General features: G+C 70.5%; 20 protein-coding genes and 2 tRNA genes. 3 read left to right on the forward strand and 19 right to left on the reverse strand.

Features of this window, described 5'->3' with window-relative positions:
- Window positions 1-3 precede the first annotated feature (3 nt).
- Together ACFYZB_RS43255 and ACFYZB_RS43260 are read right to left on the reverse strand one after the other, a co-directional pair.
- On the reverse strand, window positions 4-1,506 hold the full coding sequence (locus ACFYZB_RS43255; protein WP_351216576.1) for a folylpolyglutamate synthase/dihydrofolate synthase family protein: 1,503 nt from the start codon (window positions 1,504-1,506) through the stop codon (window positions 4-6).
- A gap of 141 nt (window positions 1,507-1,647) precedes the next feature.
- Window positions 1,648-4,272, reverse strand: a complete 2,625-nt coding sequence (locus tag ACFYZB_RS43260) for a valine--tRNA ligase (RefSeq protein WP_388767372.1) — start codon at window positions 4,270-4,272, stop codon at window positions 1,648-1,650.
- A 137-nt stretch (window positions 4,273-4,409) separates the two neighbouring features.
- Between ACFYZB_RS43260 and ACFYZB_RS43265 the strand changes: the two genes are divergently transcribed.
- Window positions 4,410-5,432, forward strand: a complete 1,023-nt coding sequence (locus tag ACFYZB_RS43265) for a hypothetical protein (RefSeq protein ID WP_388767373.1) — start codon at window positions 4,410-4,412, stop codon at window positions 5,430-5,432.
- Between the two features lie 84 nt (window positions 5,433-5,516).
- On the opposite strand, the gene clpX is transcribed toward ACFYZB_RS43265, so the two are convergent.
- The 5 genes from clpX to ACFYZB_RS43290 all read right to left on the reverse strand — a co-directional run bounded on the left by clpX (window position 5,517) and on the right by ACFYZB_RS43290 (window position 10,280).
- Window positions 5,517-6,803: an ATP-dependent Clp protease ATP-binding subunit ClpX gene (clpX, locus tag ACFYZB_RS43270; RefSeq protein ID WP_189948500.1), complete on the reverse strand. Its 1,287-nt coding sequence runs from the start codon at window positions 6,801-6,803 to the stop codon at window positions 5,517-5,519.
- A gap of 169 nt (window positions 6,804-6,972) precedes the next feature.
- A complete protein-coding gene (locus ACFYZB_RS43275; RefSeq protein ID WP_351216569.1) occupies window positions 6,973-7,638 on the reverse strand; it encodes an ATP-dependent Clp protease proteolytic subunit in 666 nt (221 codons plus the stop codon).
- Between the two features lie 69 nt (window positions 7,639-7,707).
- Entirely contained in the window at window positions 7,708-8,313 is a 606-nt protein-coding gene (locus ACFYZB_RS43280; RefSeq protein WP_351216612.1) for an ATP-dependent Clp protease proteolytic subunit, read from the reverse strand.
- A gap of 341 nt (window positions 8,314-8,654) precedes the next feature.
- A complete protein-coding gene (gene tig, locus ACFYZB_RS43285; RefSeq protein WP_388767374.1) occupies window positions 8,655-10,025 on the reverse strand; it encodes a trigger factor in 1,371 nt (456 codons plus the stop codon).
- Window positions 10,026-10,203: 178 nt separating this feature from the next.
- A tRNA-Pro gene (locus ACFYZB_RS43290) sits at window positions 10,204-10,280 on the reverse strand.
- Window positions 10,281-10,441: 161 nt separating this feature from the next.
- Here ACFYZB_RS43290 and ACFYZB_RS43295 point away from each other — a divergent pair.
- Window positions 10,442-10,512, forward strand: a tRNA-Gly gene (locus ACFYZB_RS43295).
- Between the two features lie 158 nt (window positions 10,513-10,670).
- On the opposite strand, the gene ACFYZB_RS43300 is transcribed toward ACFYZB_RS43295, so the two are convergent.
- Window positions 10,671-10,865: a hypothetical protein gene (locus ACFYZB_RS43300; RefSeq protein WP_351216565.1), complete on the reverse strand. Its 195-nt coding sequence runs from the start codon at window positions 10,863-10,865 to the stop codon at window positions 10,671-10,673.
- Between the two features lie 441 nt (window positions 10,866-11,306).
- Here ACFYZB_RS43300 and ACFYZB_RS43305 point away from each other — a divergent pair, with 441 nt between their 5' ends.
- On the forward strand, window positions 11,307-12,491 hold the full coding sequence (locus tag ACFYZB_RS43305; protein ID WP_388767375.1) for an acyltransferase family protein: 1,185 nt from the start codon (window positions 11,307-11,309) through the stop codon (window positions 12,489-12,491).
- A gap of 85 nt (window positions 12,492-12,576) precedes the next feature.
- Here the strand turns inward: ACFYZB_RS43305 and ACFYZB_RS43310 are convergent, their stop codons facing one another.
- From ACFYZB_RS43310 to ACFYZB_RS43360, 11 genes are all read right to left on the reverse strand, one after another.
- Complete coding sequence (locus ACFYZB_RS43310; RefSeq protein ID WP_388767376.1) at window positions 12,577-13,998, reverse strand: DUF6177 family protein; 1,422 nt, start codon at window positions 13,996-13,998, stop codon at window positions 12,577-12,579.
- A 16-nt stretch (window positions 13,999-14,014) separates the two neighbouring features.
- The gene (gene eccCa, locus ACFYZB_RS43315; protein ID WP_388767377.1) at window positions 14,015-17,992 is read right to left on the reverse strand and encodes a type VII secretion protein EccCa; all 3,978 of its coding nucleotides are present in this window, start codon (window positions 17,990-17,992) and stop codon (window positions 14,015-14,017) included.
- A gap of 51 nt (window positions 17,993-18,043) precedes the next feature.
- A complete protein-coding gene (locus tag ACFYZB_RS43320; RefSeq protein ID WP_388767379.1) occupies window positions 18,044-19,417 on the reverse strand; it encodes a hypothetical protein in 1,374 nt (457 codons plus the stop codon).
- Between the two features lie 25 nt (window positions 19,418-19,442).
- Window positions 19,443-20,798, reverse strand: coding sequence for a type VII secretion integral membrane protein EccD (gene eccD / locus ACFYZB_RS43325; RefSeq protein ID WP_388767380.1), 1,356 nt, complete (start codon window positions 20,796-20,798; stop codon window positions 19,443-19,445).
- A gap of 13 nt (window positions 20,799-20,811) precedes the next feature.
- Window positions 20,812-21,105 (reverse strand): hypothetical protein, encoded by a 294-nt coding sequence (locus ACFYZB_RS43330; protein ID WP_351216553.1) that lies wholly within the window; start codon window positions 21,103-21,105, stop codon window positions 20,812-20,814.
- Window positions 21,106-21,188: 83 nt separating this feature from the next.
- Entirely contained in the window at window positions 21,189-21,653 is a 465-nt protein-coding gene (locus ACFYZB_RS43335) for an HD domain-containing protein (RefSeq protein ID WP_351216551.1), read from the reverse strand.
- Window positions 21,654-21,723: 70 nt separating this feature from the next.
- A complete protein-coding gene (locus ACFYZB_RS43340) occupies window positions 21,724-22,872 on the reverse strand; it encodes a DUF6508 domain-containing protein (RefSeq protein WP_388767381.1) in 1,149 nt (382 codons plus the stop codon).
- A 5-nt stretch (window positions 22,873-22,877) separates the two neighbouring features.
- A complete protein-coding gene (locus tag ACFYZB_RS43345; RefSeq protein ID WP_388767382.1) occupies window positions 22,878-23,135 on the reverse strand; it encodes a hypothetical protein in 258 nt (85 codons plus the stop codon).
- An 18-nt stretch (window positions 23,136-23,153) separates the two neighbouring features.
- Window positions 23,154-23,555, reverse strand: a complete 402-nt coding sequence (locus tag ACFYZB_RS43350; protein ID WP_388767383.1) for a hypothetical protein — start codon at window positions 23,553-23,555, stop codon at window positions 23,154-23,156.
- 46 nt (window positions 23,556-23,601) lie between these two features.
- The gene (locus ACFYZB_RS43355; protein WP_351216543.1) at window positions 23,602-24,003 is read right to left on the reverse strand and encodes a hypothetical protein; all 402 of its coding nucleotides are present in this window, start codon (window positions 24,001-24,003) and stop codon (window positions 23,602-23,604) included.
- A gap of 48 nt (window positions 24,004-24,051) precedes the next feature.
- A partial coding sequence (locus ACFYZB_RS43360) for an ADP-ribosyltransferase (RefSeq protein WP_388767384.1) occupies window positions 24,052-26,022 on the reverse strand: 1,971 nt, incomplete at its 5' end.

Genomic DNA, 26,022 nt, shown 5'->3' on the forward strand with positions numbered 1-26,022 from the left:
GCCTCAGCCCTTCCCCAGCAGCAGCCGGGCCTCGCCGACCGTGATGACGGAACCGGTGATCAGCACACCGCCGCCCGCGAACTCGCCCTCCTCCTCGGCCAGCGTGATCGCGGCCTCCAGGGCGTCCGGCAGCCGCGGCTCGACCTGCACCCGCTCCTCACCGAACACCTCGACGGCGATCGCGGCCAGCTCGTCGGCGTCCATCGCGCGAGGGGTGGAGTTCTGCGTGACGACGACCTCGGCGAAGATCGGCTCGAAGGCCTCCAGCAGACCCCGCACGTTCTTGTCGCCGCTCGCGCCCACGACCCCGATCAGCCGGCTGAAATCGAACGCCTCCTGCACCGCCTCCGCGGTCACCCGCGCCCCCGCCGGGTTGTGCGCGGCGTCCAGCACGACGGTCGGGGAGCGCCGTACGACCTCCAGGCGGCCCGGGGAGGACACGGCCGCGAAGGCCTTGCGGACGGTGTCGATGTCCAGCGGATCCGGGCGCTGCTCGCCGACGCCGAAGAACGCCTCGACGGCGGCGAGGGCCACGGCCGCGTTGTGCGCCTGGTGGGCGCCGTGCAGCGGGAGGTACACCTCGGGGTACTCGCCGCCGAGGCCGCGCAGGGTGAGCAGCTGCCCGCCGACGGCGACCTGCCGGGCGACGACCCCGAACTCCAGCCCCTCGCGGGCCACGGTGGCGTCCACCTCGACGGCCTTCTTCAGCAGCACCTGCGCCGCGTCGACCGGCTGCTGGGCCATGATCACGGTCGCGTCCTGCTTGATGATCCCGCCCTTCTCGCCGGCGATCTCCGCGGGCGTCTCCCCGAGGCGGTCGGTGTGGTCCAGGTCGATCGGGGTGATCACCGCGACGTCACCGTCGATGACGTTGGTCGCGTCCCAGGAGCCGCCCATGCCGACCTCGACGACGGCGACGTCCACGGGGGCGTCCGCGAAGGCGGCGTACGCCATGCCGGTGAGTACCTCGAAGAACGACAGCCGGTACTCCTGCTGTCCGTCGACCATCTCGACGTACGGCTTGATGTCCTGGTACGTCTCGACGAACCGCTCGGCGGAGACCGGGGCGCCGTCCAGGCTGATCCGCTCGGTGATCGACTGCACGTGGGGGCTGGTGTAGCGGCCGGTGCGCAGCTCGAAGGCGCCGAGCAGGGCCTCGATCATGCGGGCGGTGGAGGTCTTGCCGTTGGTGCCCGTGATGTGGATCGAGGGGTACGACCGCTGGGGCTCGCCGAGGACGTCCATCAGCGCGGAGATGCGGCTGACCGAGGGCTCCAGCTTGGTCTCGCCCCAGCGGGTGGCCAGCTCGGCCTCGACCTCGCGCAGGGCCTTGTCGACCTCCGGGTCCTCGGGCCGCGTGGGTACGTCGGCGTGCGGCTGACCGCCCTGGGTCCGCAGGGTACGGCTGCCGGCCTCGATCACGGCGAGATCGGGATCGCGGGTGGTTTCGGCCTCGATGATCTCGTCGAAATTGTCGAGGGGGTCGGTGCCATTCGGGTCGCTCACGGTGCCCAGTCTACGGAGCGGGCGAGGGCTTCGCGGCGCCGGTATGGGGTGGCTTGTCTTGTCGCCCGGGTGCGGGTCCTTCGGGCGCGCGAAGACCCCCGCGCCTGAACAGCTCCGGGGGCCTTCATCGCCGTACGAACGCTACGCCTGCGGCAGCTTCTCCAGCTGGGCGGTGATGCGGGCGATGTCCTCCTCGGCCTTGGCCAGGCGGGTGCGGATCTTGTCCACCACGTTCTCCGGGGCCTTGGCGAGGAACGCCTCGTTGCCGAGCTTCGCCGTGGCCTGGGCCTTCTCCTTCTCGGCGGCGGCGAGGTCCTTGGCGAGGCGCTTGCGCTCGGCCGCCACGTCGATCGTGCCGGAGAGGTCGAGCGCGACCTCGGCGCCGGCGACCGGGAGGGTGGCCGTGGCCGTGAAGGAGTCGCCCTCCGGCTGGAGGCGCAGAAGCTGGCGGATGGCGGCCTCGTGCGGGGCGAGGGCCGTACCGTCGAGCGTCAGGCGGGCCGGGACCCGCTGGCCCGGCTGCAGGCCCTGGTCGGCGCGGAAGCGGCGGACCTCGGTGATGACCGACTGGAGGGTCTCGATCTCCTGCTCGGCCGCCGCGTCACGGAAGCCACTGTCCTTCGGCCACTCGGCGATGACGACCGACTCACCGCCCGTCAGCGTCGTCCACAGGGTCTCCGTGACGAACGGGACCACCGGGTGCAGCAGCCTCAGCGTGACGTCGAGGACCTCGCCCAGGACCCGCTTGCTGACCTCGGCCGGCTCGCCGCCCGCCTGGAAGACGGTCTTGGACAGCTCGACGTACCAGTCGAAGACCTCGTCCCACGCGAAGTGGAAGAGGGCGTCCGACAGCTTGGCGAACTGGAAGTCGTCGTAGTGGGCGTCGACTTCGGCCACGACGGAGTTCAGGCGGGAGAGGATCCAGCGGTCGGTCGCCGACATGGCCGACGGCTCCGGCAGCGGGCCCTGAACCGTCGCGCCGTTCATCAGGGCGAAACGGGTGGCGTTCCAGATCTTGTTGGCGAAGTTGCGGGAGCCCTGGACCCAGTCCTCGCCGATCGGGACGTCGACGCCGGGGTTCGCGCCGCGGGCCAGGGTGAACCTCAGCGCGTCGCTGCCGTACTTGTCCATCCAGTCCAGCGGGTTGACCGCGTTGCCGAAGGACTTCGACATCTTCTTGCCGAACTGGTCGCGGACCATGCCGTGCAGGGCGATGGTGTGGAACGGCGGGGTGCCGTCCATCGCGTACAGGCCGAACATCATCATCCGGGCGACCCAGAAGAAGAGGATGTCGTAGCCGGTGACCAGGACGGAGTTCGGGTAGAACTTCGCGAGCGACTCGGTCTGTTCGGGCCAGCCGAGGGTGGAGAACGGCCACAGGCCGGAGGAGAACCAGGTGTCGAGGACGTCGGTGTCCTGGTGCCAGCCCTCGCCGGTGGGCGGTTCGTCGTCCGGGCCGACGCAGACGACCTCGCCGTTCGGTCCGTACCAGACCGGAATCCGGTGGCCCCACCACAACTGCCGCGAGATGCACCAGTCGTGGAGGTTGTCGACCCAGTCGAAGTACCGCTTCTCCATCTCCTGCGGGTGGATCCTGACGCGGCCGTCGCGGACGGCGTCACCGGCGGCCTTGGCCAGCGGGCCGACCTTGACCCACCACTGCATGGACAGGCGCGGCTCGATGGTGGTCTTGCAGCGCGAGCAGTGGCCGACGGAGTGGACGTAGGGCCGCTTCTCGGAGACGATCCGGCCCTCGGCGCGCAGCGCGGCGACGATGGCGGAGCGGGCCTCCAGGCGGTCCAGGCCCTGGAAGGGGCCGTGCGCGGTGATGACGGCGTGCTCGTCCATGACCGAGATGGACGGCAGGTCGTGCCGCTGGCCGATCTCGAAGTCGTTCGGGTCGTGGGCCGGGGTGACCTTGACGGCGCCGGTGCCGAACTCGGGGTCGACGTGGGTGTCCGCGACGACCGGGATGGAACGGTCGGTCAGCGGGAGCCTGATGAGCTTGCCGACGAGGTGCTTGTAGCGCTCGTCGTCCGGGTGGACGGCGACGGCCGTGTCACCGAGCATCGTCTCGGCACGGGTGGTGGCGACGACGACGGTGTCGTCCCCGTCGCCGTACTTCAGCGAGACCAGCTCGCCGTCGTCGTCCTGGTACTCGACCTCGATGTCCGAGATGGCCGTCAGACAGCGCGGGCACCAGTTGATGATGCGCTCGGCGCGGTAGATCAGCTCGTCGTCGTAGAGGCGCTTGAAGATGGTCTGGACGGCCTGGGAGAGCCCCTCGTCCATGGTGAAACGCTCACGCGACCAGGCGACGCCGTCACCGAGGCGGCGCATCTGGCCGGAGATCTGCCCGCCGGACTCGGCCTTCCACTGCCAGACGCGCTCGACGAAGGCCTCACGCCCGAGGTCGTGCCGGGACCTGCCTTCCTTGCCCAGCTCGCGCTCGACGACGTTCTGCGTGGCGATACCGGCGTGGTCCATGCCCGGCTGCCACAGCGTCTCGTACCCCTGCATGCGCTTGCGCCTGGTCAGGGCGTCGATGAGGGTGTGCTCGAAGGCGTGGCCCAGGTGCAGGCTGCCGGTGACGTTCGGCGGCGGGATGACGATCGTGTACGGCGGCTTGTCGCTCTTCTCGTCCGCCTCGAAGTAACCGCGCTCTACCCAGCGCTCGTACAGCGGCCGCTCTACATCGGCCGGCGCGTACTGGGTCGGCAGTTCGGTGTCGGGCGCGGGTGGCTGCTGCTGAGCGTTCTCGGTCACGGGGGTCAGTTTAGAGGTGTCACGGGGTGGTCCTGAAACGCGTTTGTTCTGTAACGGTGCGGCCCCCGGTGCCATGCGTTTCCTGTGCCTGGTCCAGGATGTCAGGAACACATAAGCGTTCTAGGGGGAACCCAGAGATGAGCAACAACCAGCCGGGCCCGTACGGCGGGCCGCCCCAGCAGCCGGGTCCGTACGGCCAGCCGGGGCAGCCTGGACCGTACGGCCAGCCGGGGCCCTACGGTCAGCCGGGCCCCTATGGCCAGCAGCCGCCGCAGGCCCCGCAGCCCGGCTACGGCTATCCCCAGCAGGCGCCTCCGGCCGCGCCGCCGCAGCCGCAGCCGCAGCCGGGTTATGGCTACCCGCAGCAGGGCGGCGTGCCGCAGCAGCCGAACCCGTACGGTCAGCAGCCCCATCCTTATGGCCAGCAGCCCTACGGCGTGCCGCAGCCGCCGGCTCCGGGCGGCGGCAAGAAGAAGACGGGGCTGATCATCGGGGCGGTGGCCGTGGTGGCGGCCATCGGTGTGGGGGCGTACCTCGTCCTCGGCGGAAGCGGGTCCGGGCTCACCGACGACGGTCCCCACAAGCTGACGACGCCGGCGAAGGTGCTCGGCCAGTACAACCGGGTGACCACGGACGGCGAGACCGCCAACAACGATTCGCAAACCGTGAAGGACCTGCAGAAGGGCGGTGTGCAGAACGGCACGGCCGTCCTCGCCGGGTACACGACGGCCGACCTCAGCCATTACAACCCGCAGGATCCCTCCACCGCGCCCAGCAAGACCGAGCTTCTGACGGCCAAGGGCCTGCGCGTCGTCGGCGCCTACGGCAAGATCGCCGACCCGAAGGCAGCTCTGGACGCGTTCTTCGTGAACATCAAGAAGAGTTCCCAGTCGAACGATTCGTCCGGCGGTTCTTCGAGCAAGACCGAATTCATCGGCGAAGCCGTGTCGGTCGACATCGACGGCGCGGTCATGAAGTGCCAGGCGGCCAAGGGCACCAACCTGCTCACCAGGCAGCAGCAGACCGACTGGTTCTGCGCCTGGGCCGACTACAGCACCATCGCCATGGTCGCCCCCGGCGACAACACCGGCGACGTTTCCAAGGACACCGCGGTCGACCTCACCAAGAAGCTGCGCGGGGAGATCCGCGTCAAGGCCTGACGCCGTCAGTCGCCACGGCGAAGGGCCCCGGTCGACCAGTGGAACTGGAGGGTCGACCGGGGCCCTTTCCCATGTCCGGGGGGCTTACGCCGACTTCTGCTCGCCGGAGCCCCGGCCCCGCGCGTCCCGCGGGATCAGGGTCGGGTTGACGTTGGAGAGGACCACGTCGGCGGTGATGACGACGCGGGCCACGTCCTTGCGGGAGGGGACCTCGTACATGACGCCCTGGAGGACTTCCTCCATGATGGCTCGCAGGCCCCGGGCGCCGGTCTGGCGGAGGATGGCCTGGTCGGCGATGGCCTCCAGGGCCTCGCGCTCGAAGTCCAGCTCCACGCCGTCGAGTTCGAAGAGGCGCTGGTACTGCTTGACCAGGGCGTTGCGGGGTTCCACCAGGATCTTGAGCAGGGCCTCGCGGTCCAGGTTGTGGACGCTCGTGATCACCGGGAGGCGGCCGATGAACTCCGGGATCATGCCGAACTTGACCAGGTCCTCCGGCATGACGTCCTCGAAGACGTCCTTGGACTCCAGCTCGCGCTTGGAGAGGATCGTCGCGCCGAAGCCGATGCCCTTCGCCCCGGCCCGCGCCTCGATGATCTTCTCCAGGCCGGCGAAGGCACCGCCCACGATGAACAGGACGTTCGTCGTGTCGATCTGGATGAACTCCTGGTGGGGGTGCTTGCGGCCGCCCTGGGGCGGGACCGAGGCCGTGGTGCCTTCGAGGATCTTCAGGAGGGCCTGCTGTACGCCCTCGCCCGAGACGTCACGGGTGATCGAGGGGTTCTCGCTCTTCCTCGCCACCTTGTCGATCTCGTCGATGTAGATGATCCCGGTCTCGGCCTTCTTGACGTCGTAGTCCGCGGCCTGGATCAGCTTCAGGAGGATGTTCTCGACGTCCTCGCCGACATACCCCGCCTCCGTCAGCGCCGTCGCGTCGGCGATCGCGAAGGGGACGTTGAGCATGCGCGCCAGGGTCTGCGCGAGGAGGGTCTTGCCAGAACCCGTGGGGCCCAGCAGGAGGATGTTGGACTTCGCCAGCTCGATGGCGTCGTCACGGCCGCCCGGGCCGCCGTTCTCGCCCGCCTGGACCCGCTTGTAGTGGTTGTACACCGCGACGGAGAGCGCCTTCTTGGCCGCTTCCTGGCCGACCACATAGCCCTCGAGGAACTCGTAGATCTCGCGGGGCTTCGGGAGTTCCTCCCAGCGCACCTCGCTCGTCTCGGCGAGCTCCTCCTCGATGATCTCGTTGCAGAGGTCGATGCACTCGTCGCAGATGTACACACCGGGCCCTGCGATGAGCTTCTTGACCTGCTTCTGGCTCTTGCCGCAGAACGAGCACTTGAGCAGATCGCCGCCGTCACCGATGCGTGCCACGGTGTGCTTCCCCTTCGCCTGGGAGACGCCCGGACGCTTTCGAGTCCAGCGGCTCCTGGTGCTGCCTTATGTCGACGGTACCTTGCCGGGCCCCGTGTTCGGGCCCCCCTTGGCAGGGTTCACTTGGCGCGGACCCTGCCAAGGGGGGCCCAGAGTATGCCGTTCCGCGTCAGCGGACCGTGGCGTTGTTCAGCTTGCGGGTGGAGATGATCTGGTCGACGAGGCCGTACTCCAGCGCCTCCTCGGCCGTGAGGATCTTGTCGCGCTCGATGTCCTCGCGGATCTTCTCGATCGGCTGGTTCGAGTGCTTCGCCAGCATGTTCTCCAGCTGCTCACGCATCCGGGTGAACTCGTTGGCGATGATCTCCAGGTCGGAGAGCTGACCGCGGCCGGTGGAGCCCGCGGGCTGGTGGATCAGCACGCGCGAGTTCGGCAGGGCCATGCGCTTGCCGGGCGTACCGGCGGCGAGCAGGATGGCCGCCGCGGAGGCCGCCTGGCCCATGCAGACCGTCTGGATGTCGGGCTTCACGAACTGCATCGTGTCGTAGATCGCCGTGAGGGCGGTCATGTCGCCGCCGGGGCTGTTGATGTAGATCGAGATGTCCCGGTCCGGGTCCATCGACTCCAGGCACAGCAGCTGCGCCATGACGTCGTTGGCGGAGGCGTCGTCGATCTGGACGCCCAGGAAGATCACGCGCTCCTCGAAGAGCTTCGCGTACGGGTCGTACTCACGGATGCCCTGGGAGGTGCGCTCGACGAAGCGCGGGATGACGTAGCGGCTGTCGGGGCGGGGCCCTTCGTACATGCCGCTGGCGGCGCCGGGGAAGTTGCTCATGGGGTGTTCACCGTCCTGGTGGCGTTCTGGGGGCTGGGGTCGTGGCGGTGCGTGGCGCGGCCGGGCCGGTCAGGCACCGGTGCCGCCGCCTCCCGGAACACCCGAGGCGTGCGTGATGATCTCGTCAATGAGACCGTACTCCTTGGCCTCTTCCGGGGTGAACCAGCGGTCGCGGTCGCCGTCGCGGATGATCGTCTCGACGGACTGGCCGGAGTGCAGCGCGGTCAGCTCGGACATGGTCTTCTTCGTGCGCAGCAGGTACTGGGCCTGGATCTTGATGTCCGAGACCGTACCGCCCAGGCCCGCGGAGCCCTGGTGCATCATGATGTCGGTGTGCGGCAGGGCGAAGCGCTTGCCGGCGGTGCCGCCGGTGAGCAGGAACTGGCCCATCGACGCCGCCATGCCCATGCCGATCGTGACCACGTCGTTCGGGATGTACTGCATGGTGTCGTAGATCGCCATGCCGGCCGTCACCGAGCCGCCGGGGCTGTTGATGTAGAGGTAGATGTCCTTGTCCGGGTCGGCGGCGAGGAGCAGCAGCTGCGCGGTGATCTTGTTGGCGATGTCGTCGTCAACCTGCTGGCCGAGGAAGATGATCCGCTCGTTGAGCAGCCGGTTGTAGACCTGGTCGCCGAGGCCACCACCGATGGAAGGCTCGCCGGCGGCGGAGGGCATCAGATTCGTCACGTATCCACCTGCTCGTCTTACGACGGCGCCGGGCCGTCTCATTGTTCTGCCTTTCATGGACCCTAACGCGATGGTCCCTTCGGGGAATCCCGGGAATGCGGGTGTTCGCCGGGGGCGTAGCGCTCCGCTGGGGGGCGAGTGCGGTTCGTAGGGGGTGGTTCGGTTGTCGCCGGGCCGCGGGTGGGTGGGGGTTGTTCGAGCCCGCGGCGGAGCCGCATGTCGATACGGCCCCGCGCCCTCGAGGCCGCTGCCCTCCGGGTACCACAAACGGGCCCCGGGGAAAGTCCCCAGGGCCCGTCGTAGGCGCTTCAGAGGCGCCGTAGGGCTGCTCAGCCCTCGGTGGTCTCCTCGGAGGTCTCCGACGCCTCGGCGGCCTCGGTCTCCTCCTCCTCGTCGTCCAGGTCGACGATCTCGCCGTTGGTGTCCTTCACCGTGGCGGACTCGACCACGACGGCCAGGGCCTTGCCGCGGGCGACCTCGCCGACCAGGAGCGGCACCTGGCCGCCCTCGACGACGGCCTGGGCGAACTGGTCGGGGGACATCCCGGAGGACGCCGCACGCCGCATGAGGTGCTCGGTGAGCTCCTCCTGGTTGACGTTGAGCTGCTCCTTCTTGACCAGCTCGTCCAGGACGAACTGGGTCTTGATGCCCTTGACCGCGGCCTCACGGGTCTCGGTGTCGAACTCCTCGGCGGTCTTGCCCTGGATCTCCAGGTACTTGTCGAGGGTCAGGCCCATCTGGCCGAGCTGGTGGTGCTCCAGGTTGTGCTTGCGGGTGTTGATCTCGTCCTCGAGCAGCTTCTCGGGGACCGGGACCTCGACCAGCTCGAGGAGCTTCTCCAGGACGCGCTCCTGGGCCTGGGTGGCCTGGTCGAACTGCTTCATGTTCGCGAGGCGCTTGCGGCTGTCGGCCTTGAGCTCGTCCAGGGTGTCGAACTCGGAGGCGAGCTGCGCGAACTCGTCGTCCAGCTCGGGCAGTTCACGGGCGGCGACCTGGGTGACCTTGACGGTGACCTCGGCCTCCTTGCCGGCCGCGGAGCCGCCCTTCAGCTCGGAGGTGAAGGTGGCCTCCTCACCGGCGGACAGGCCCTTGACGGCGTCGTCGATGCCGTCGAGCAGCTCACCGGAGCCGATGGTGTAGGAGACGCCGTTGGCGATGCCGTCCTCCAGCACCTCGCCGTCGACCTTGGCCTCCAGGTCGATGGTGACGACGTCGCCGTCCTCGGCGGCGCGCTCGACCGGGGAGGTGGAGGCGAAGCGCTCGCGCAGCTGCTCGACCGACTTCTCGACGTCCTCGTCGGTGACCTCGACGGCGTCGACCTCGACCTCGATGCCGGAGTAGTCCGGGATCTCCAGGGCCGGGCGGACGTCGACCTCGGCGGTGAAGTTCAGCGTCTCGCCGTCCTTCAGCTCGGTGATGTCGACCTCGGGCTGGCCCAGCGGGCTGAGCTCAGCCTCGTTGACCGCCTCGGTGTAGAACTTCGGAAGCGCGTCGTTGACGGCCTCCTCCAGCACGGCGCCACGACCGAACCGCTGGTCGATGACCCGGGCCGGGATCTTGCCCTTGCGGAAGCCCTTCACCGTGACCTGCTGGTTGATCTTCTTGTACGCCGCGTCGAGGCTGTCCTTGAGCTCCTCGAAGGGCACCTCGACAGTGAGCCGAACCCGGGTCGGGTTCAGGGTCTCCACGGCGCTCTTCACGGTTCGGTCTCCTTGTGGCTGACTTCTTGGTTTCTGCCGGAGCCAGACTGGTCCGGCGGATTCGCCGCCCGGAGGAGTTCGTAGGCCGAGTGGGCCGGGACACACGGGCGCGCAGTTTGCATAGTAACCGCAGCCGGTCAGCGCCCCAAAAGGCGATCATCACGACGTCGTGAGCTGGTGGTCGGGGTGGCGGGATTTGAACCCACGGCCTTCCGCTCCCAAAGCGGACGCGCTACCAAGCTGCGCCACACCCCGTCTGGTGCGACACGTAGGGTACATGCCCCGGACGACTACGTCGGCCGCATTCTCCGAGGCCGCACATGTGGCGGCGCTCCGGATCAACTCGTTGGCCTCGACAGCGGGCGACCCGCTACGATGCCTCCAGTGCCGCGGTCACCGACCTGCGGCGCGGTGCTGCGGGCGTAGCTCAATGGTAGAGCCCTAGTCTTCCAAACTAGCTACGCGGGTTCGATTCCCGTCGCCCGCTCTGTACGCCGAAGGCCCAGGTGAGAGGTTCTTTTCCTCTCTCTGGGCCTTCAGCCGTTCCGGGGCCGATCAGCCCTCCCCACGTCGTCGGACGGGATGAGCGAGCCATTCGCACGGTTGAAGTTGCTCAAAGTTTCAACTACCCGGACCCCGTTCCGGTCAGAACTTGATCGAGTTGATGGAGTCCGCTATCGAGTTCAGGAAGCGGTCGATGGACGGGGCCATGCCCGTCGAGGCGAGGAAGAAACCGAAGAGGACCGCGACGATCGCGGGGCCCGCCTTGATGCTCCCCCCTCTCAGGAGCACTACAAGGATGATCGCCAACAGCAGCACCACAGACAGTGAAATGGCCACAACTGATCACACCCTCGGTCGGTCCGCTCTCCCGGCCCGGGGGTGCGGCCCGCGCACCCCCGCCAGGAACCATGGTGCCACCAACCCGGCCCACCCATGCGGCCCGTGACACAACGTCGGGCATCCGACCTGCGCGGGCCACCGGCCGCACAGTAATTCGACCGGGCTCGCCGCACGTGACTCCCCCGGGAATTACGCGAGTTCGTTGCCACCTCCACACATCCTGTGGGCAGGCAATTCGAATTGACGACACAGAGACGCCGTATGCCCCATTTAGTGGGGATGAATCGGGACATCGGGGGTGAACCGATGGTCTTGTGTGCGCACCATCACCTAGACGGAGATGCCGAGTTCGTGAAATTGACGGGCATCCGAAGGCGTTAACCGGGAATGGTTGCAGGGGTTTTACGAAATCCCACGGACGGCGCTAGGGTGCCTGAGATGTTTGACGCCGCCTCCTCCCCCGGCCAGAACCGCAGGCCGCTCCCCCCGGCACAGTCGCCGGCGGACGGAGTACCCGGTCCACGTACCCCGCTGAGTGCACAGGAGGGGCAGGCGGAGGCGGACAGACCCGGCGAACAGCGCGACGGCAAGCAGCGCGACTCGTTCTTCGACAACGCCAAGTACCTGGCGATCGTGCTCGTCGCCATGGGTCACTCCTGGGAGCCGCTGAAGAGCGACAGCCGGATCCTGGAGAGCGCGTACACCGTCGTGTACTGCTTCCACATGCCGGCGTTCATCATCATCTCCGGCTTCTTCTCGCGCAGTTTCGACATGCGCCCGGACCGGCTGAAGCGGCTGATCACCGGTGTCGTGGTGCCGTACGTCCTTTTCGAGACGGCGTACCCGACGTTCAAGAACCTGGTCACGGGCTCGCACGACGAGATCAGCCTCCTCGATCCCTGGTACCTGACCTGGTTCCTGGTCGCGCTGTTCATCTGGCGGCTGACGACACCGATCTGGAAGCTGGTGCGCTCGCCGTTCGCGGTCGCCCTCGGCATCGCCATGCTGGCGTCGGTCACCCCCAACATCGGTGACGACCTCGATCTGCAGCGCGTCCTGCAGTTCCTGCCGTACTTCGTGCTCGGCCTGTGCATGAAGCCCGAGCACTTCCAGCTGGTGCGCCGCCGCTGGTTGCGGATCGCCGCGGTGCCGGTGTTCGCCGCCGCGCTGGCCGTCGGCTGGTGGGCGGTGCCGCGCATGAACACCGCGTGGTTCTACCACCGCGACTCCGCACAGGAACTGGGCGCGCCCTGGTGGTGCGGCCCGGTGATGACGCTCGCGATGATGGGCTGCTCGCTGCTGCTGACGGCCTGCTTCTTCGCCTGGGTGCCCGGCCGGAAGACGTGGTTCACGGCGCTCGGCGCGGGCACTCTGTACGGCTATCTGCTGCACGGCTTCCTGGTGAAGTTCGCCGACTACCGCGGCTGGTTCGACCACCCCTGGCTGCACCGTCCGCTCGGCGAGATCCTGGTGACCCTCGCCTTCGGCGCCGCCGTCACCCTGCTGTGCACCAAGCCCGTGCGGCGCGTCTTCCGGTTCGCGATGGAGCCGAGGATGGAGTGGGCGTTCAAGCAGGACGCCGGCACGCTCGCCCGCGAGCGGGAGAGGGCGGCGGTGGGCTGACCGCCCCTGAGGCGCCCTCGCCCCCTGACACGCCCCCCTCCGGCGCACTCGTCCGTGACGTGCGCCGGGCGCCCCGCTCGGGGGCTCACTCCCCCTTGAGGTGGGTCACCAGGCGCTCGAAGTCCGCCCAGCCCGCGAGGTCCGAGGGGTCGCCCCGGAAGGGGTAGTACAGCGCCGGGCGACGCTTCGGGCCCAGCTCGCGCGGCGGCCAGGGCAGCGGGGTGCGCCGGGCCCGGTCGCCGGGCATCTCCCGCACCTCGTCGGCACCGAGGACGAAGGCGTACGGGACGCCGGGGCCCTCGAAGCGCGGGGGCACGGACAGGTCCCGGCGGGCCCGGCGGACCTGGACCAGCATCGACTGCAGGTCGTGCCGGGTGGCGAGGACCTCGGCCGCCCGCATGATGTCGGCGTCCGTCGGCACCTCCTCGCCCGGGCCGTAGCCGAACGCCAGCGTGACGTCCTCCTCCACACCACCCGTCGTACGGCTGATCCGGACCGTCGCCAGTGCCGGGCGCTCCGGGCTGCCGACGACCACCAGCCAGGTCGGCTCGGGCGCCCGCTCGTACGCCACGTCCGTCAGCTGGCGCAGCGACCACGGCAGGTTGGCGGGCTCCCCGGTGCCCCAGCCGGCCGGCGGCTCACCGGTGAGCTCACGCCATACGGCTTCGAGGGCGCCGCCGAGCACGAGCCGCTCGTCCGCCGGGTGGATCGTCCGGAACGTCACGGCCAGCTGGCGTTCGCCGTCGTCCGCGGGCGGGGCGAAGGACTCGGCGAGGGGGGTGCGGGGGTCCTCCGGCGTCGCGTCCGGGGGCTCGACCGGCCCGAACAGACCGTTGTCCCAGTGCAGTACGGCTCCGGACAGGCCGTCGTAGTAGCCGCACTTCTCGTCCTGCACCACCCAGCGCGAGGGCCAGCCCGGCAGGCTGTTGCGGACCGCCGGGGACAGCCGGGTGCCGGCGGGGGTGACGATCTGCAGGCCGAGTTCGGCCTCGGCGACGGCCCGGAAGGCGTCCGAGAGCCAGGCGGTCATCGCGACCACCGGGCGGTCCTGGATCACCACGGCGACCTTGTCGGTGAGCACGTCCACCGCGGGCTGCGCCGCGGCCGGGGTCGGCACCGCGCGCATCCCGTCGGTCTTGACCACCGCCAGGGACCGCGCGGCCTCCGGCGGCCAGGCGGTGCCGCCGACCAGGGTGGCGATGCGGGCCGCGAAGGTGCCCGCGAGCTGCTCGGCCTCCTTGACGCCGGTGGTGGCGCGGGCCTCGGTCCACCAGTACGGCACCTCGGGTTCACTCGCCCCGAGCAGCCGCTGCGCCTCCCCCCTGACCTGCACCAGCAGGGGGGACTCGACCGAGACGAGGGGGCGGCCCTGCTCGTCGCAGAGCTGCATCACCGCGCCGTTCCCCTCGGCGCCCGCCAGCAGGTCCGGCCCGCCGGAGAGCAGTCCCGCGAGCACGCTGAGCGGGTCGGGCATGTTCTTGGTGAGAGCGACGACGTCCTTCGTCATGGGTTACCTCGGCCCCTTACCTGTTCCCCGTGTAAACCGTCTGGATCAGCCGGCTCGGCTCGCCCCTGCGGACCAGGACGCCGCGGCCGGGCGGCTGCTGGCCGGCGTACACGCCGGGGAAGAGCTGGCCCTCGCTGCGGTCGCCCGCCATCACCAGCGCCGAGGCACCGGACTCGCGCAGGCTCTGCAGCAGCGGCTCGTACAGGCCCCGGGAGGCGCCCGCGACCCGGCGGGTGAGGACGAAGTGGAGGCCGATGTCCTGGGCCGAGGGGATGTACGGCACGAAGGGCGCGAGCGGCTGCTGGCCGGCGGTGGTGAGGACGTCGTAGTCGTCCACCAGGATCACGATCCGCGGGCCCGAGCCCCAGCTGCCCGGTTCCAGGTCGGCGCCGCCCGCGCTGTCGTCGGGCAGCCGCTTCTCCAGTTCGGTGGCGATGCCCGTGGACAGGCCCGAGCAGAGCTTGGCGTTGTAGGCGTACCCGCCCAGGTACTCCTCCGGGATGACGCCGCGCAGCCCGCGGCGCGGGTCCATGACGCCGAAGACCAGTTCGTCCTCGCCGTAGCGCTCGATCAGGCCCTCGGCGACCGCCCTGAGCAGGTTGGTCTTGCCGCACTCGCTGTCCCCCATGATCAGCAGGTGCTGGTCGTGCCGGAACAGGTCGAGCAGGACGGGCGCCAGCTGGGTCTGGTCCAGGCCGATCGGGACCCGGCGCGGTTCGGCCGCCGGGCCGGGCAGCAGGTTCGGCTCCAGGACGTGCGGCAGCACCCGGACCGGCTGTGCGGTCTCGCCGGTCCAGGTGGCGCGGATCGTACGGGCCGTGCGCTCCAGGACCACGCCGAGGTCGGCGGTGTCGGCGGCGCCGTCGGTGCGGGGCAGCGCGACCTGGGCGAAGAGCTTGCCGTCGGTGAGAACGCGGCCCTTCTCCTCGGGCGAGAGGGTCTGGGCGAGCCTGCGTTCGATGCTGGACTCGCTGGGGTCGTTCAGCCTCAGCTCGACCCGGGTGCCGAACTGGGACTGGGCGGCGATGCGCACGTCGTTCCAGCGCAGCATGCCGGCGACCACGTGGATGCCGTAGCCGCTGCCGCGCTTGAGGATGTCGCCGACCGCGTCGTCCAGTTCCTCGAAGTCGTCGCGCAGGGCGCCGAAGCCGTCGATGAGCAGCACGATCTCCGTGGAGGCCAGCTCGGGGACGCGGCCCGCGGCGCGCAGGGTGCGCAGTTGCTCCAGGGAGTCGATGTTGTGCAGGCGGAACACTTCCTCGCGCTGGTCCAGCATGCCGCGCACGGAGTCGACGGTGCGGGCGCACCGCTCCCGGTCCGCACGGCCGGCCACACCGCCCACGTGGGGCAGTCCGGACAGCGCCTGCAGACCGCCGCCGACCAGGTCGAGGCCGTAGACGCCGACCTCCTGCGGCGTGTGGGTGAGCGCCAGGGACAGGGCCAGCGTGCGCAGCAGGGTGGTCTTGCCGGACTGGGGGCCGCCGATGACCGCCGCGTGGCCACCCGCCACCGTGAGGTCCAGGTACCACTGGCCCTGCCACTGCCGGGTCGGGTCGTCCAGGATGCCGAGCGGCACCTGGAGCGGGCCACGGCGCCGGGCGAGCTGCATGCCGCGCGCGCCCACCTCGACGGGCCCGGCGACCTGGTCGAGGGCGACGGCGTCGGGCAGCGGGGGCAGCCAGATCTGACGTACGGGCGCGGTGTCGGCGTTCTCTATCTGCCGGACCATGACGCCCATCTCGGTCGGCCCGGTCTCCCGGCGCCGCATCTGCGGCTCCTCGGGGCCCGCACTCTCCTCCCGGCCCAGGGAGTTGTACGCCGTGTACTCCAGGGCCAGCGGCCCGGTGTCCTCGGTGTCCCGCTGGACGGGTCCGCGGTAGGCGCCGGAGACGTAGCCGGCCTTGAACCGCTCGTAGTGGCTGGTGTCGACCTTGAGGTAGCCGAAGCCCGGCAGCGGGGGGAGGTGGAAGGCGTCCGCGGTGTCGAGGACCGTGCGGGACTCGTCGGCGGAGAAGGTGCGCAGGCCGAGCCGGTACGACAGATAGGTGTCCAGGCCCTTGAGCTTGCCGCCCTCGATGCGCTGGCTGGACAGCAGCAGGTGCACGCCGATGGAGCGGCCGATGCGGCCGATGGACAGGAACAGGTCGATGAAGTCCGGCTTGGCGGTGAGGAGTTCGCCGAACTCGTCGATCACGACGAACAGGTGCGGCAGCGGGTCGAGGTCGGGGCGCTTCTCGGCGCGCAGGGCGGCGTAGTGGCCGATGTCGGCGACGTTGCCGGCCTCCTTGAGGACCTGCTGGCGCCGCTTGACCTCGCCGGCGAGCGAGGCGTGGACGCGTTCGACGAGGCCGGCCTGGTTCTCCAGGTTGGTGATCACGCCGGCCACGTGCGGGAGGTCCGCGAAGGGGGCGAAGGTGGCGCCGCCCTTGTAGTCGACGAGGACCATCGCGAGGTCCTCCGGCGGATGGGTGGCGACCAGTGCGAGGACGAGGGTGCGCAGCAGCTCGGACTTGCCGGAGCCGGTGGCGCCGACGCACAGGCCGTGCGGGCCCATGCCCAGCTCGGAGGACTCCTTCAGGTCGAGGAGCACGGGCTCGTGACTGTCGTTGACGCCGATCGGGACGCGCAGGAAGGCGCGTTCGGCGCGCGGCGCCCACAGCCGGGCCAGGTCGAGGTGGGCGACGTCCTCGATGCCGAGCAGCTCCGCGAACTCGACCGGACCGGTCAGCGGGGCGTCGACGAGGGATTCGGCGGACAGCCGCAGCGGGGCGAGCATGCGGGCCAGGCCCTCGGCGAGGGCGGTGCCGACCTCGTCGACCGTGCCGTGGGCGCTGATCGGCTCGGCCTCGCGCAGGTCCTCGATGCCGATCCGGGAACCGTCCACGGTGATCCGCACGCCGATGCTGCCGGGCTCCTGCACCCGCTCGTCCAGCAGGTGCAGCACGGTGACGCCCATGTCCCGCAGGCCGACCGCCTCGTCGGGGAGCGGCAGGTCGACGGCGTCGTCCCCGTGCGCGTCGGCGACTACGAGGAGCCGGGAGGTCATGGCGAGGGCGTCCTTGCCGGACAGGCCGCGGCGCACCTCGGCCGCGTAGGAGGCCCGGCGGCCGAGCTCGGCGCCGATCTGCCGGGCGAGCTGGGGCAGCGAGGGCGCGATACGGCGGGCGGCGACCGGACCGTCGAACTGCTCGGCGTCCAGCAGGTGCGGCAGCCACTTGGCCCACTCCCAGTCGGCCAGCCGGTCGCCCGGGGCCGCGACGGCCATGGCCACGTCGTCGGGGGCGTGGGTGGCGGCGGCCTGGACGAGCAGCGCGCGGGCCACGCGCAGGGTGTCCTCGCGCGGGCCGATGACGCTGATGTTGCCGACGCGGTCGAGCGGGACGGTGAGCGGGAGTTCGGTGCCGGTGCTGAAGCGGGAGGTCAGCGCGGAGGCCTCGTTGAGCATGAACTGGTCGGGCGGGGTGAGCACGGACGAGCCCTGCTGGGCGACCTTCAGATCGCGCACCGGCATCTGGCCGGTGCCGACGCGCACCCGCAGGAAGTCCGCGTCCACCCGCCGCCGCTCCCACAGCCGGGCGGGGTCACGCACGATGTCGTACAGCGCGTCCGGCGGCGGGTTGAGCACCTGGGCGCTCTCGCGCCGCTGCCGTTCCTCCTTGGCCAGCTGTTCGCGCAGCTCCTCCAGGTAGGCGAGGTACGCCTCGCGCTGGGTGCGGCGGGTGCGCTGGGCCTTGCCGCGCTGGGAGAAGGCCATGGCGAGGGAGCCGGCCAGGGTGACGACGAGGATGATCGCGCCCAGCCCGGCGAACTGGCTGTTGCGCACGATGGTCATCATCACGACGGACGACATGACCCCGGCGACCGGCAGCAGCGAGTGCAGCACGGAGCCGGCCTTGCCCTCGGGCAGGTTGGGCGGCGCCTCTATCGTGCGCGGCTCGGGGGCGGCCGGCGGCCGGGTGGTGCGCGCGGGGCGGTGGATCAGTCGGGTGCTCATCTTCGTTGCCTCGTCCTCGGGTTCCTCGTGCGTCCCTTCCCGTCGGGCGGATCAGCGCTGCTTCTGGGAGAGCTGGAAGACGTCGGCGGCCAGGCGGGTGGCGGCCTGCCGGGTGGCCCGGGCGAGGAGATCGGTGCGGATGGTGCCGCCGGCCGCGAGGTGGCGGTCGTAGGGCAGGACCGCCACGGTGACCCCGGCCGCGGTCAGTTCCTCGGTGGCCTTGTCGAGGTCGAGGCCGGGGTGCGGCGCGACCTCGGTGAGGACGACGACGGTGGAGGCCAGCACGTGCCGGGGCAGGTTGCGCATCCACTCCAGGACGGCGCGCGTGCTGGCGACGCCCTCGAGCGTCGCCGGCACGGTGAGCACCCGGGCCTGCGCGGCGGACAGCGCGGTGCGGGCGACCTCGGCGGGCAGGGTCTCGCAGTCGACGACGGTCACCCCGAAGTAGCGGCGCAGCGACACCATGACCCGCTCGTAGCCCTTGGTGTCGAGCATGGCGCCGACCTGGCCCTGGCTGCCGGGCAGCAGCCACGCGTTGCCGTGGAGCTGGACCAGGTAGCCGGTGACGTCGAGCAGCGACATCTGCGGTTCCACCAGTCCGGCCAGGTCGCCGGTGGTCCAGCGCAGTGACTCCGCGCCGAGCCGCAGGGGCAGCGAGCCGAGCGCCGGGTCGGCCTCGACGGCGAGCACCGGGTCCTGGCGGTAGTGGGCGTAGGTGGCGGCCAGCAGGGCGGCGACGGTCGTCTTGCCCGAGCCGCCGCGGATGGAGGTCACCGCGATCTGCCGGCCGGTGGTGACCGCCTGCTGCAGCACCTCGGCGGTCGCCGCGGTGTCGGCGACCTCGCGGGAGGCGGAGGAGGAAACGGTACGGCGTACGGCGCGCAGGGCACGGGCGCTGAACGGTTCGCCCCGGCGCGGCTTGAGCGCGGCGGCGGCGAGCCGCTTGTCGAGCACCGGCCGGGAGTCGGGGGCGCCGCGCTGGGCGGCCCGAGACTGCTGCGGGTGGGGCTGGGGCCGCGCCTGCTGCCGGGCGGCACGCTGATCGTCGTACTGCGGCTGAGCCTGCTCGGCGTAGTGCTGCTGCGGAGCGTACTGCTGCTGGGTCTGATCGGCGTACTGCTGCTGGGGCTGAGCGGCGTAGGCCTGCTGCTGGTACTGGGCGGACGGGTCGGCGTACCCCTGTTGCGGGGGGTAGCCGTACGCGGGGGCGCCCTGCTGTGGTGCCTGTGGCGCGTGGGGCGCCGACGGGTAGCCGTACCCCTGCTGGTGCGGGTAGCCGTACGCCGGCGCGGGCCCCTGCTCGGGGGTGCCCTGCCCTCCCGGCGCGCCGGTTCCCTGTTGCTGCTGCTCCTGCGCAGGCTGCTGGGGCGTGCCGCCCCTCAGATCGCGCAGCACGTCGCCCTGCCAGTTGTCCCCGCTCGGCATGATGCCCTTCTCTCCTGCCCTGGCCTCAGAACTTGTTGAGCAGCTGCCCGTAGATGCCGAACACCCCGACGGCGAGCGGGAACAGCCCGATCACGCCGACGGACTCGATCAGATCGCCGATCCGCCGCAGCCTTACCTGCACGTGCTCGGGCGGCTGGACCGCGAGGGCCAGCAGCGGCAGCGCTCCGGCGACGCACAGCAGGACGAGCGCCCCGGCGCCGCCCGTGTGGTCCACCCACACCACCGCGAGCCGTACGACGAGCAGCGCGGCCCCGCCGTAGAGCGCCACCACCTCGGCGACCAGCGGGAAGGCCCGGGCCCGGGACAGCAGTACGACGGCGGTGAGCGAGGTGAGGGCGATCGTCCACGCGGTGGGCCCTGTGGCGTCGGTCAGCAGCCAGCCGCCCGCGGCGGCCGAGACGGCGGTGGCGATGGTGGCCAGCGCCAGGCCGCGGTGGGTGGCGGCGAGCGCGTTGGCGACCTGGTGGCGGCTGACCGACGCGCCCGAGGAGAGCCGGTCGTCCAGTCCCGTCAGCCCGGAGGCCATCAGCGCGAACCGGGGCAGCACGCCGAGGAGTACGACGGAGAACACCGCCATCACCGCGCCGAGCCGCTCCGGGCGGTCCTGCACGGCGGCGACGGCCTCCCACACCAGCGCGATGCAGGCGCTTCCGCCGGCCCCGAGGAGCGCGCCGCGGCCGAGCGGGGAGAAATAGGCGAGCAGCACCAGGGTGAGCACCAGCGCCGCGACGACACCGGCCAGCCGGGCCGGGCCGGACCAGCCGTAGGCGTCGGCGGCGGTCCAGGCGGCGAGCAGCCCGAGCGCCCCGGAGGCGAGCAGCAGCGCGGTGGCGAGGCCACGGTTGCCGTCGCCCATCTTCGCGACGAGCGCGCCGATGGCCAGGAACACGACGGTGACGGCCGCGAGCGCGGTGGTGACGGACTCGAGCGGGAACTCGCGCCGGGCCAGCAGGGCCGCGGCCACGGCGAACACGACGGTGGCCACCCCGGCGCTGACCCGGCGGGCGGCGGGCCGCCAGCGCCAGGCGCGCAGATCGAGGTCGTCGGCCACCTGGTCGGTGACGTCGTGCACGACGGGCGCGGGCGGCGCCGCATGGGCCCGCACCAGCTGGAGCACGGCGCCGTCGGGCACTTCGGCCGACGACAGCGTGGCCTCGTGCGGCAGCACCGAGCCGTCGGAGGTGATCAGCTGCCGGGTCATGGGCCGCGAGGCGGCCCGGTCGTCCAGCAACTGCAATATGTCGGGCAGCAGTTGGCCGATCGGGGTGTCCGACGGCAGGACGATGTCGGCACGCCGGCGCTCACCGACCAGCGTGACCCGGCTCAGTTGTGTCCGGGACGTCGTTGCTGTGCTCACCACTTACCGGAACCTATCATCGCGAAGTTGTGGCCGAGGATGCCGAGGACGGCTGGGCGGAGGGGATGCCGTACTGCTGCTGTTGCTGTTGTTGCTGCTGCTTCTGCTTGGCCAGGGTGTGCTGCAGGAAGGACCACCCGACGCAACCGGCGCACAGTACGGCCGCGATGGCGATGCCCGCGAACACCTTGCCGAGCCGTTCGTCCGCCGAGCGCCGGGCGCGCTGCGCGCCGAACAGCAGCGCGTCGCGCAACCGTCGCCGGCGTACCGCCACCGACTCCAGCAGCTGGCTGTCGTAGTCCCGTGCCATGAGTTGGTCCTGTGCCTGTGCTCTCTGTGCGGTCGTGGTCAGGGAGTTGGTCAGCTGGTCTGGTCTGGTCTGGTCTGGTCTGGTCAGCTGAGACCGAGGTACTGACGCATGGTGGCGTACTTCTGCGTCAGGCGCCGTGCGGTGGGCTCGTCGAGTGCGGCCAGCCGGCGCGGGTCGGCGTTGTGGGCGAGGTCGGCCGCCTTGACGAGCCGGGCGCCCGGGGTGGCCAGGATCCGCTCCGCGTACGCCCGCGGCTCCTCGTCCGGCCGCTTGGTCACGGCCCGTACGACGTCCTTGGTGGGCTGCGGGAGCGCGGCCGACGCCAGCCACTCCTCGCTCAGCACGCCGTCCTCGACGGCATCGTGCAGCCAGGCGGCGGCGACGAGTTCGTCGCCGCCACCGCGGGCACGTACGCCTTCCGCGACGGCCTGCAGGTGTTCCACGTACGGCCGTCCGGCCTTGTCCCGCTGCGCGGCGTGCGCGCCACGGGCGACGGCCTCGACCTCGGCCAGCGTCATGACCGGCACGGGTGGCCCGTCATACGACATTCGGAGTCCCCCTCACTTTGCCCGTGCAACATAGAACATGGATGCGCGGGCGGCACACCCCGGGTCGTCGTCATCTGCCCGAGACGAGCCCCGTCACGCTCATGAAGAGCACCCAGAGCACCGGGACGAGCGCGACATAGGCGAGGGGCCGCCGGTGGATCGGCACACCCGGATCGACCTGTCGGCCGTGCCGACCAGGGGCCGAAACCCGGAGCTTCTTCACTGTACCCACCGCGACAAGGTTGCGGATCAGGGTGAAAGGGGCGAAGAGGAACAGCGAGAACGGGCTCCACCAGCCCTGCCACAGCGTCTGGGTGGTCAGTTCCCGGTACACGCCGAGCCCGCACGTCGCGCACATCGGGCCTTCCTGCCTGCGGAAGCGCAAGGCGATCAGCAGCCCGCGATGCGCGTGGAAGGTGACGTGAGCGGCGGGGAAACCTCCGCAGAACCTGCACAACAGGGGGGCGCCCTGCGGGACGGGGTCCGCCTGCCGGGCAGCGGGGGCCGGGGCGCACTGCGCGGCGTGCTGCTCGAGAAGCGCGACGACCATGGCGTCGAACAGGCCGGAGCGTACGGCCTCGTCCACGGTTCCCTCGCTGATGCGCTCGGCGTTGCCCAGAAAGGTGGCGGCGCGCACGGCGTCCGCGGGGTGCAGCCGCCCGGTCGGCGGCAGCGTGGGAGGCGGATGGACGCTCCAGCGGTACTCCGGGGTGACGGCACCGATGCCCCACAGCGCCGCGACGACCCGCCACAGCGGCTCGCTGTAGATCGGGTACGGCATCTGGATCGCGCCGCTCGCGCTCTTCTCACCGCCGCCCCAGCGGACGTTGCGGTCGTCGTCGGTGAGTACGGCGTAGGCCTCGGCCAGCTCCCGCCAGGCGTCGGCGTTGGCGTGGTCGAGCTGGGCGAGCAGGCGACAGTGGTCGGCCTCGGTGACGGTGAAGACGAGTGCCTCGACGGCCTCCGGGCCGGAAGCACCGACCGGGGGCCCGGTACCGGCGCTGCGAGCGAGTTCGGTCAGCGCGCCGGCCAGGGGAAGGCCCTGCTTCCGGACCTCCTCCACCTTGTCCCACCACTCCTTGCCGAGGCGAGTCCCTTCGACCCCGTTCGCGGCCCGCTGGGCCCAGTTGAGGGTGCCTACCGTGTAGTCGGCCCAGGCGTATCCGAGGACTTGGCCGTCGGGGGCTTGGACCGCTATGTACTGGACAGGATCCTGCACGCCGGTCAGGCCTCCTGGGCGAGGGACTTGACAGCGGCGGAGTTCGGGGCGTGGGCGAGGGAGCCCGGCACGACCCGGCCGCGGTTGCCCTCCGGGCTGTACGGCGGCTCCGCGAAGGCCTGGGAGGGCTCGATGCCCCGCCCCTTGGCCGCCGTCAGCCGGGCATGCCAGATGCCGCCCAAGTACCTCGGCGGACCCGGCTTCACGAGGTTGAAGTGCACGTCCTCGTCGAAGCGCGGGTTGACCGGTCGTTCGCTGCTCATGGTGGTGTCATCAGTCTGCTAGTCGCCCTTGGCGAGGGCCTCGACCGCAGCGGCGTTCGGGGCGTCGGCCAGGGAGCCCGGCACGACCCGGCCGCGGTTGCCCTCCGGGTTGGCCAGCAGCTCCGCGAGGGCCTGAGACGGCAGGATGCCCCGCCCCTTGGCGCCCTCCAGCCTGGCGAACCAGATGCCGCCCTCGGAGAACGCCCGGGGGCCGGCGGCCTCACGCGGTTCCCAGGCGGCGGCGTCGTCCTCGTCGTTGGCCCACACGTAACCGAGGACTGCGCCGTCCTGCTTGTCGACCACCGTGAAGTAACGCACCGGCTTGTCGGTGTGATTCCGGTATCGCGGCGGACCCGCCTTCACGAGGTTGAAGTGCACGTCCTCGTCGAAGCGCGGGTTGATCGGTCGTTCGTTGCTCACGAAGTCGTCCCTGTGGTCGGCCCAGGCATACCCGACGCCTTCGCTGTCAGGTCTGTGCGGCGAGGGCTTTGACCGCGGCAGAGTCCGGGGCCTCGGTAAGAGAGCCCCGCAGGGCTCGGCCGCGGTTGCCCTCCGGGTGAGACAGCATCTCGGCAAGAGCCTGGGACGGCGGGATGCCCCGCCCCTTGGCCTCCTCCAACCGGAGGTGCCAGTGACCACCTTCGGCGAGGGCCCGGCCGCCCGCGGCTGCGCGTGGCACCCACGCCGCGGCGTCGTCCTCATCGCACGCCCACACGTAGCCGAGGGCCGCGCCACCCTCCTTGTCGACCACCGTCAAGTACCGCACCGGCTTCTCGGTCCTGGTCAGATACCGTGGCGGACCCGGCGCCACGAGTCTAAAGTGCACATCTTCGTCGAAGCGCGGATTGATCGGTCGTTCGCTGCTCATGAAGTCCATTTTCACTCGGGACGGCCTGTTCCTCAAACACGACGGCCTTTACGGTTTCGGCCTCGGCAGGACCTCTCCGTAGATGTGCCACTTGTTGTGTGCCTCGTCGAAGAAGACACGCGTCACCCTGTACTCGGTGCCCCTGGCGAGGAGCAGCTCGCGTTCTCCCGGGACCTGGCTGATGGGCTCCAGCCAGAGGGCGGGGGTGTCCTTCGGCACTCGGAGATGCATCCACACGGGCTTCGCATCGAACGGGCGCGGCGGCGACTTGCCGAGTGCTGTGGAGGTGAACGCAGGATCGTCGAAGGTCCCGCCGATCATGTCGAGCGGTGACTCGATCGGGTGTCCGTCGACCTCGACATGGCCGACCCCGGTGCCGCGGACGACCATGATGTCCTCGGGTACGGGACGGGCACCCATGATCTCGTCCATGTTCTTGATGGTGTCAAGGATGTGCTGGGGCACGTCCTTGTCATAGCGGAGGTGGTCGTTGATCGGGTCGTAGGCGGAACCGCTGTAGGTGACAAGCCCACTGCGCGTGTCGTGGTCCAGGCTCTTCATGAAGTCTCGCCAGTACGCGTCGCCGTAGGCCAGTCCCGCTTCGTTGCTGACGCGCGGCGCGTTGTTCGTGCCATGCGCCAGTTCGGCCTCGGCCACCTTATGTTTGTCGGCATCACTAAGGGCGTCGAAGTCCGCCTTCGACATGTGCGGCTTGTACTCGAACGGCTCCCCGGCCCCGCCGTGCCCCGGCACGTCCGTGCCCGGGTGCCCCGGCGTCGCCGCGTCGGCGCCGTCGTGACCGGCGTTGTCCGCCCAGTCGTGGCCGAGGCCTGTGTGGTCGAGCCCGGCGTGATCGCCGACGTGCCCGGCATCGTGCGTCTGGCCGACGTCGTGGCCGGGGTGGCCAGTGCCCGGGTCCGGATGGCCGCCGGTGTGCGGTGTGTCGTGCGGGGTGGGGTGCGGCACCTCGTGCGCCGGGGCCGTCGGGGTGCTCTGGTACCACGGCTTGGGCGTCATACCGGCGTGCCCGCCTGCCGAGACCCCGTCGCCCGCGCCGTGCGGGACGCCGCCGTGGATGCCGCTGCCCGGGGAGTGCGGCATTCCACCATGAATACCGTTGCTCGCCGGCATCCCGCCATGGATGCCACTGCCCGGTGAATGCGGCATCCCGCCATGAACACCCTTGCCCACGGACTGAGGCACTCCGCCATGGATGCCGTTGTCCGGAACGTGCGGCATGCCCCCGTGGATGCCGCCGCCCGGCGCGTGCGCAACCCCAGCGTCGACGCCGTTGCCCACGGACTGCGGCATCCCGCCATGGATGCCGTCGTTCGCGGCCGACGGCATGCCGCCGTACACGCCGTCCGGCGTGTGCGGAACCGCCCCGTGTACGCCGTTTTCCGCTCCGTGCGGGACGCCCACGGACACCGGTTCCGTGGAGGTCGGGACGGTCCAGTGGGACGGGAGGCCGGGGGCCGCTTCCTTCGGGATCGGTGTCGTGTCGGGGAGCCCGTCGTGGCCGAGGAGGTTTCCGTTCGGCTCGAGGAGACGGCCGTCGGGCAGGTGTACGGAGCCGTCGGGAAGGGTGGGGATGTCGACCTTGCCGATGCCCTTCAGGCCCTTGGCGATGTCGCCGATCTTGGACAGGCCCGCGCCCGCGCCCTTCATGACGTAGGTCATGGGGTCGATCACCCTGCCGACCTTGCCCGCGACCGAGATGGCCTTGGCGACCGCGCCGGCCTTGCCCGCACCCGCCAGTGCCGCGCCCTCACCACCCGTGAACACGGTGGTCAGCACGTTGAAGGTGACCCCACCGGCCGCCCGCGCCGGATTCTTGCCCCACTCGTCCCACGCCAGCAGTGCCTTGCCGGTCTGCTTCATGGTGTTGCGTGACTCGCGCAGCCAGGAGGGCATGTACTTGTCGGGCGTCGCCCAGAACAGCGCTCCCAGGAACGGGTTCGACATGAACGCCAGGCCGGTGGCCAGCTGGGCCAGGCCCTTCCAGGCCTGCTTCATCGC

This window comes from Streptomyces sp. NPDC001852 (assembly GCF_042891825.1).
Taxonomy (GTDB): domain Bacteria; phylum Actinomycetota; class Actinomycetes; order Streptomycetales; family Streptomycetaceae; genus Streptomyces.

Bases quoted from the DNA above. Each gene is read 5' to 3' on its own strand.
- ACFYZB_RS43265 (WP_388767373.1), top strand. From the start codon at position 4,410: ATGAGCAACAACCAGCCGGGCCCGTACGGCGGGCCGCCCCAGCAGCCG.
- ACFYZB_RS43310 (WP_388767376.1), bottom strand. From the start codon at position 13,998: ATGACGAAGGACGTCGTCGCTCTCACCAAGAACATGCCCGACCCGCTC.
- ACFYZB_RS43320 (WP_388767379.1), bottom strand. From the start codon at position 19,417: ATGCCGAGCGGGGACAACTGGCAGGGCGACGTGCTGCGCGATCTGAGG.
- ACFYZB_RS43330 (WP_351216553.1), bottom strand. From the start codon at position 21,105: ATGGCACGGGACTACGACAGCCAGCTGCTGGAGTCGGTGGCGGTACGC.
- eccCa (WP_388767377.1), bottom strand. From the start codon at position 17,992: ATGAGCACCCGACTGATCCACCGCCCCGCGCGCACCACCCGGCCGCCG.
- ACFYZB_RS43335 (WP_351216551.1), bottom strand. From the start codon at position 21,653: ATGTCGTATGACGGGCCACCCGTGCCGGTCATGACGCTGGCCGAGGTC.
- ACFYZB_RS43305 (WP_388767375.1), top strand. From the start codon at position 11,307: ATGTTTGACGCCGCCTCCTCCCCCGGCCAGAACCGCAGGCCGCTCCCC.
- ACFYZB_RS43355 (WP_351216543.1), bottom strand. From the start codon at position 24,003: ATGAGCAGCGAACGACCGATCAATCCGCGCTTCGACGAAGATGTGCAC.
- ACFYZB_RS43345 (WP_388767382.1), bottom strand. From the start codon at position 23,135: ATGAGCAGCGAACGACCGGTCAACCCGCGCTTCGACGAGGACGTGCAC.
- ACFYZB_RS43275 (WP_351216569.1), bottom strand. From the start codon at position 7,638: ATGAGCAACTTCCCCGGCGCCGCCAGCGGCATGTACGAAGGGCCCCGC.
- ACFYZB_RS43280 (WP_351216612.1), bottom strand. From the start codon at position 8,313: ATGCCCTCCGCCGCCGGCGAGCCTTCCATCGGTGGTGGCCTCGGCGAC.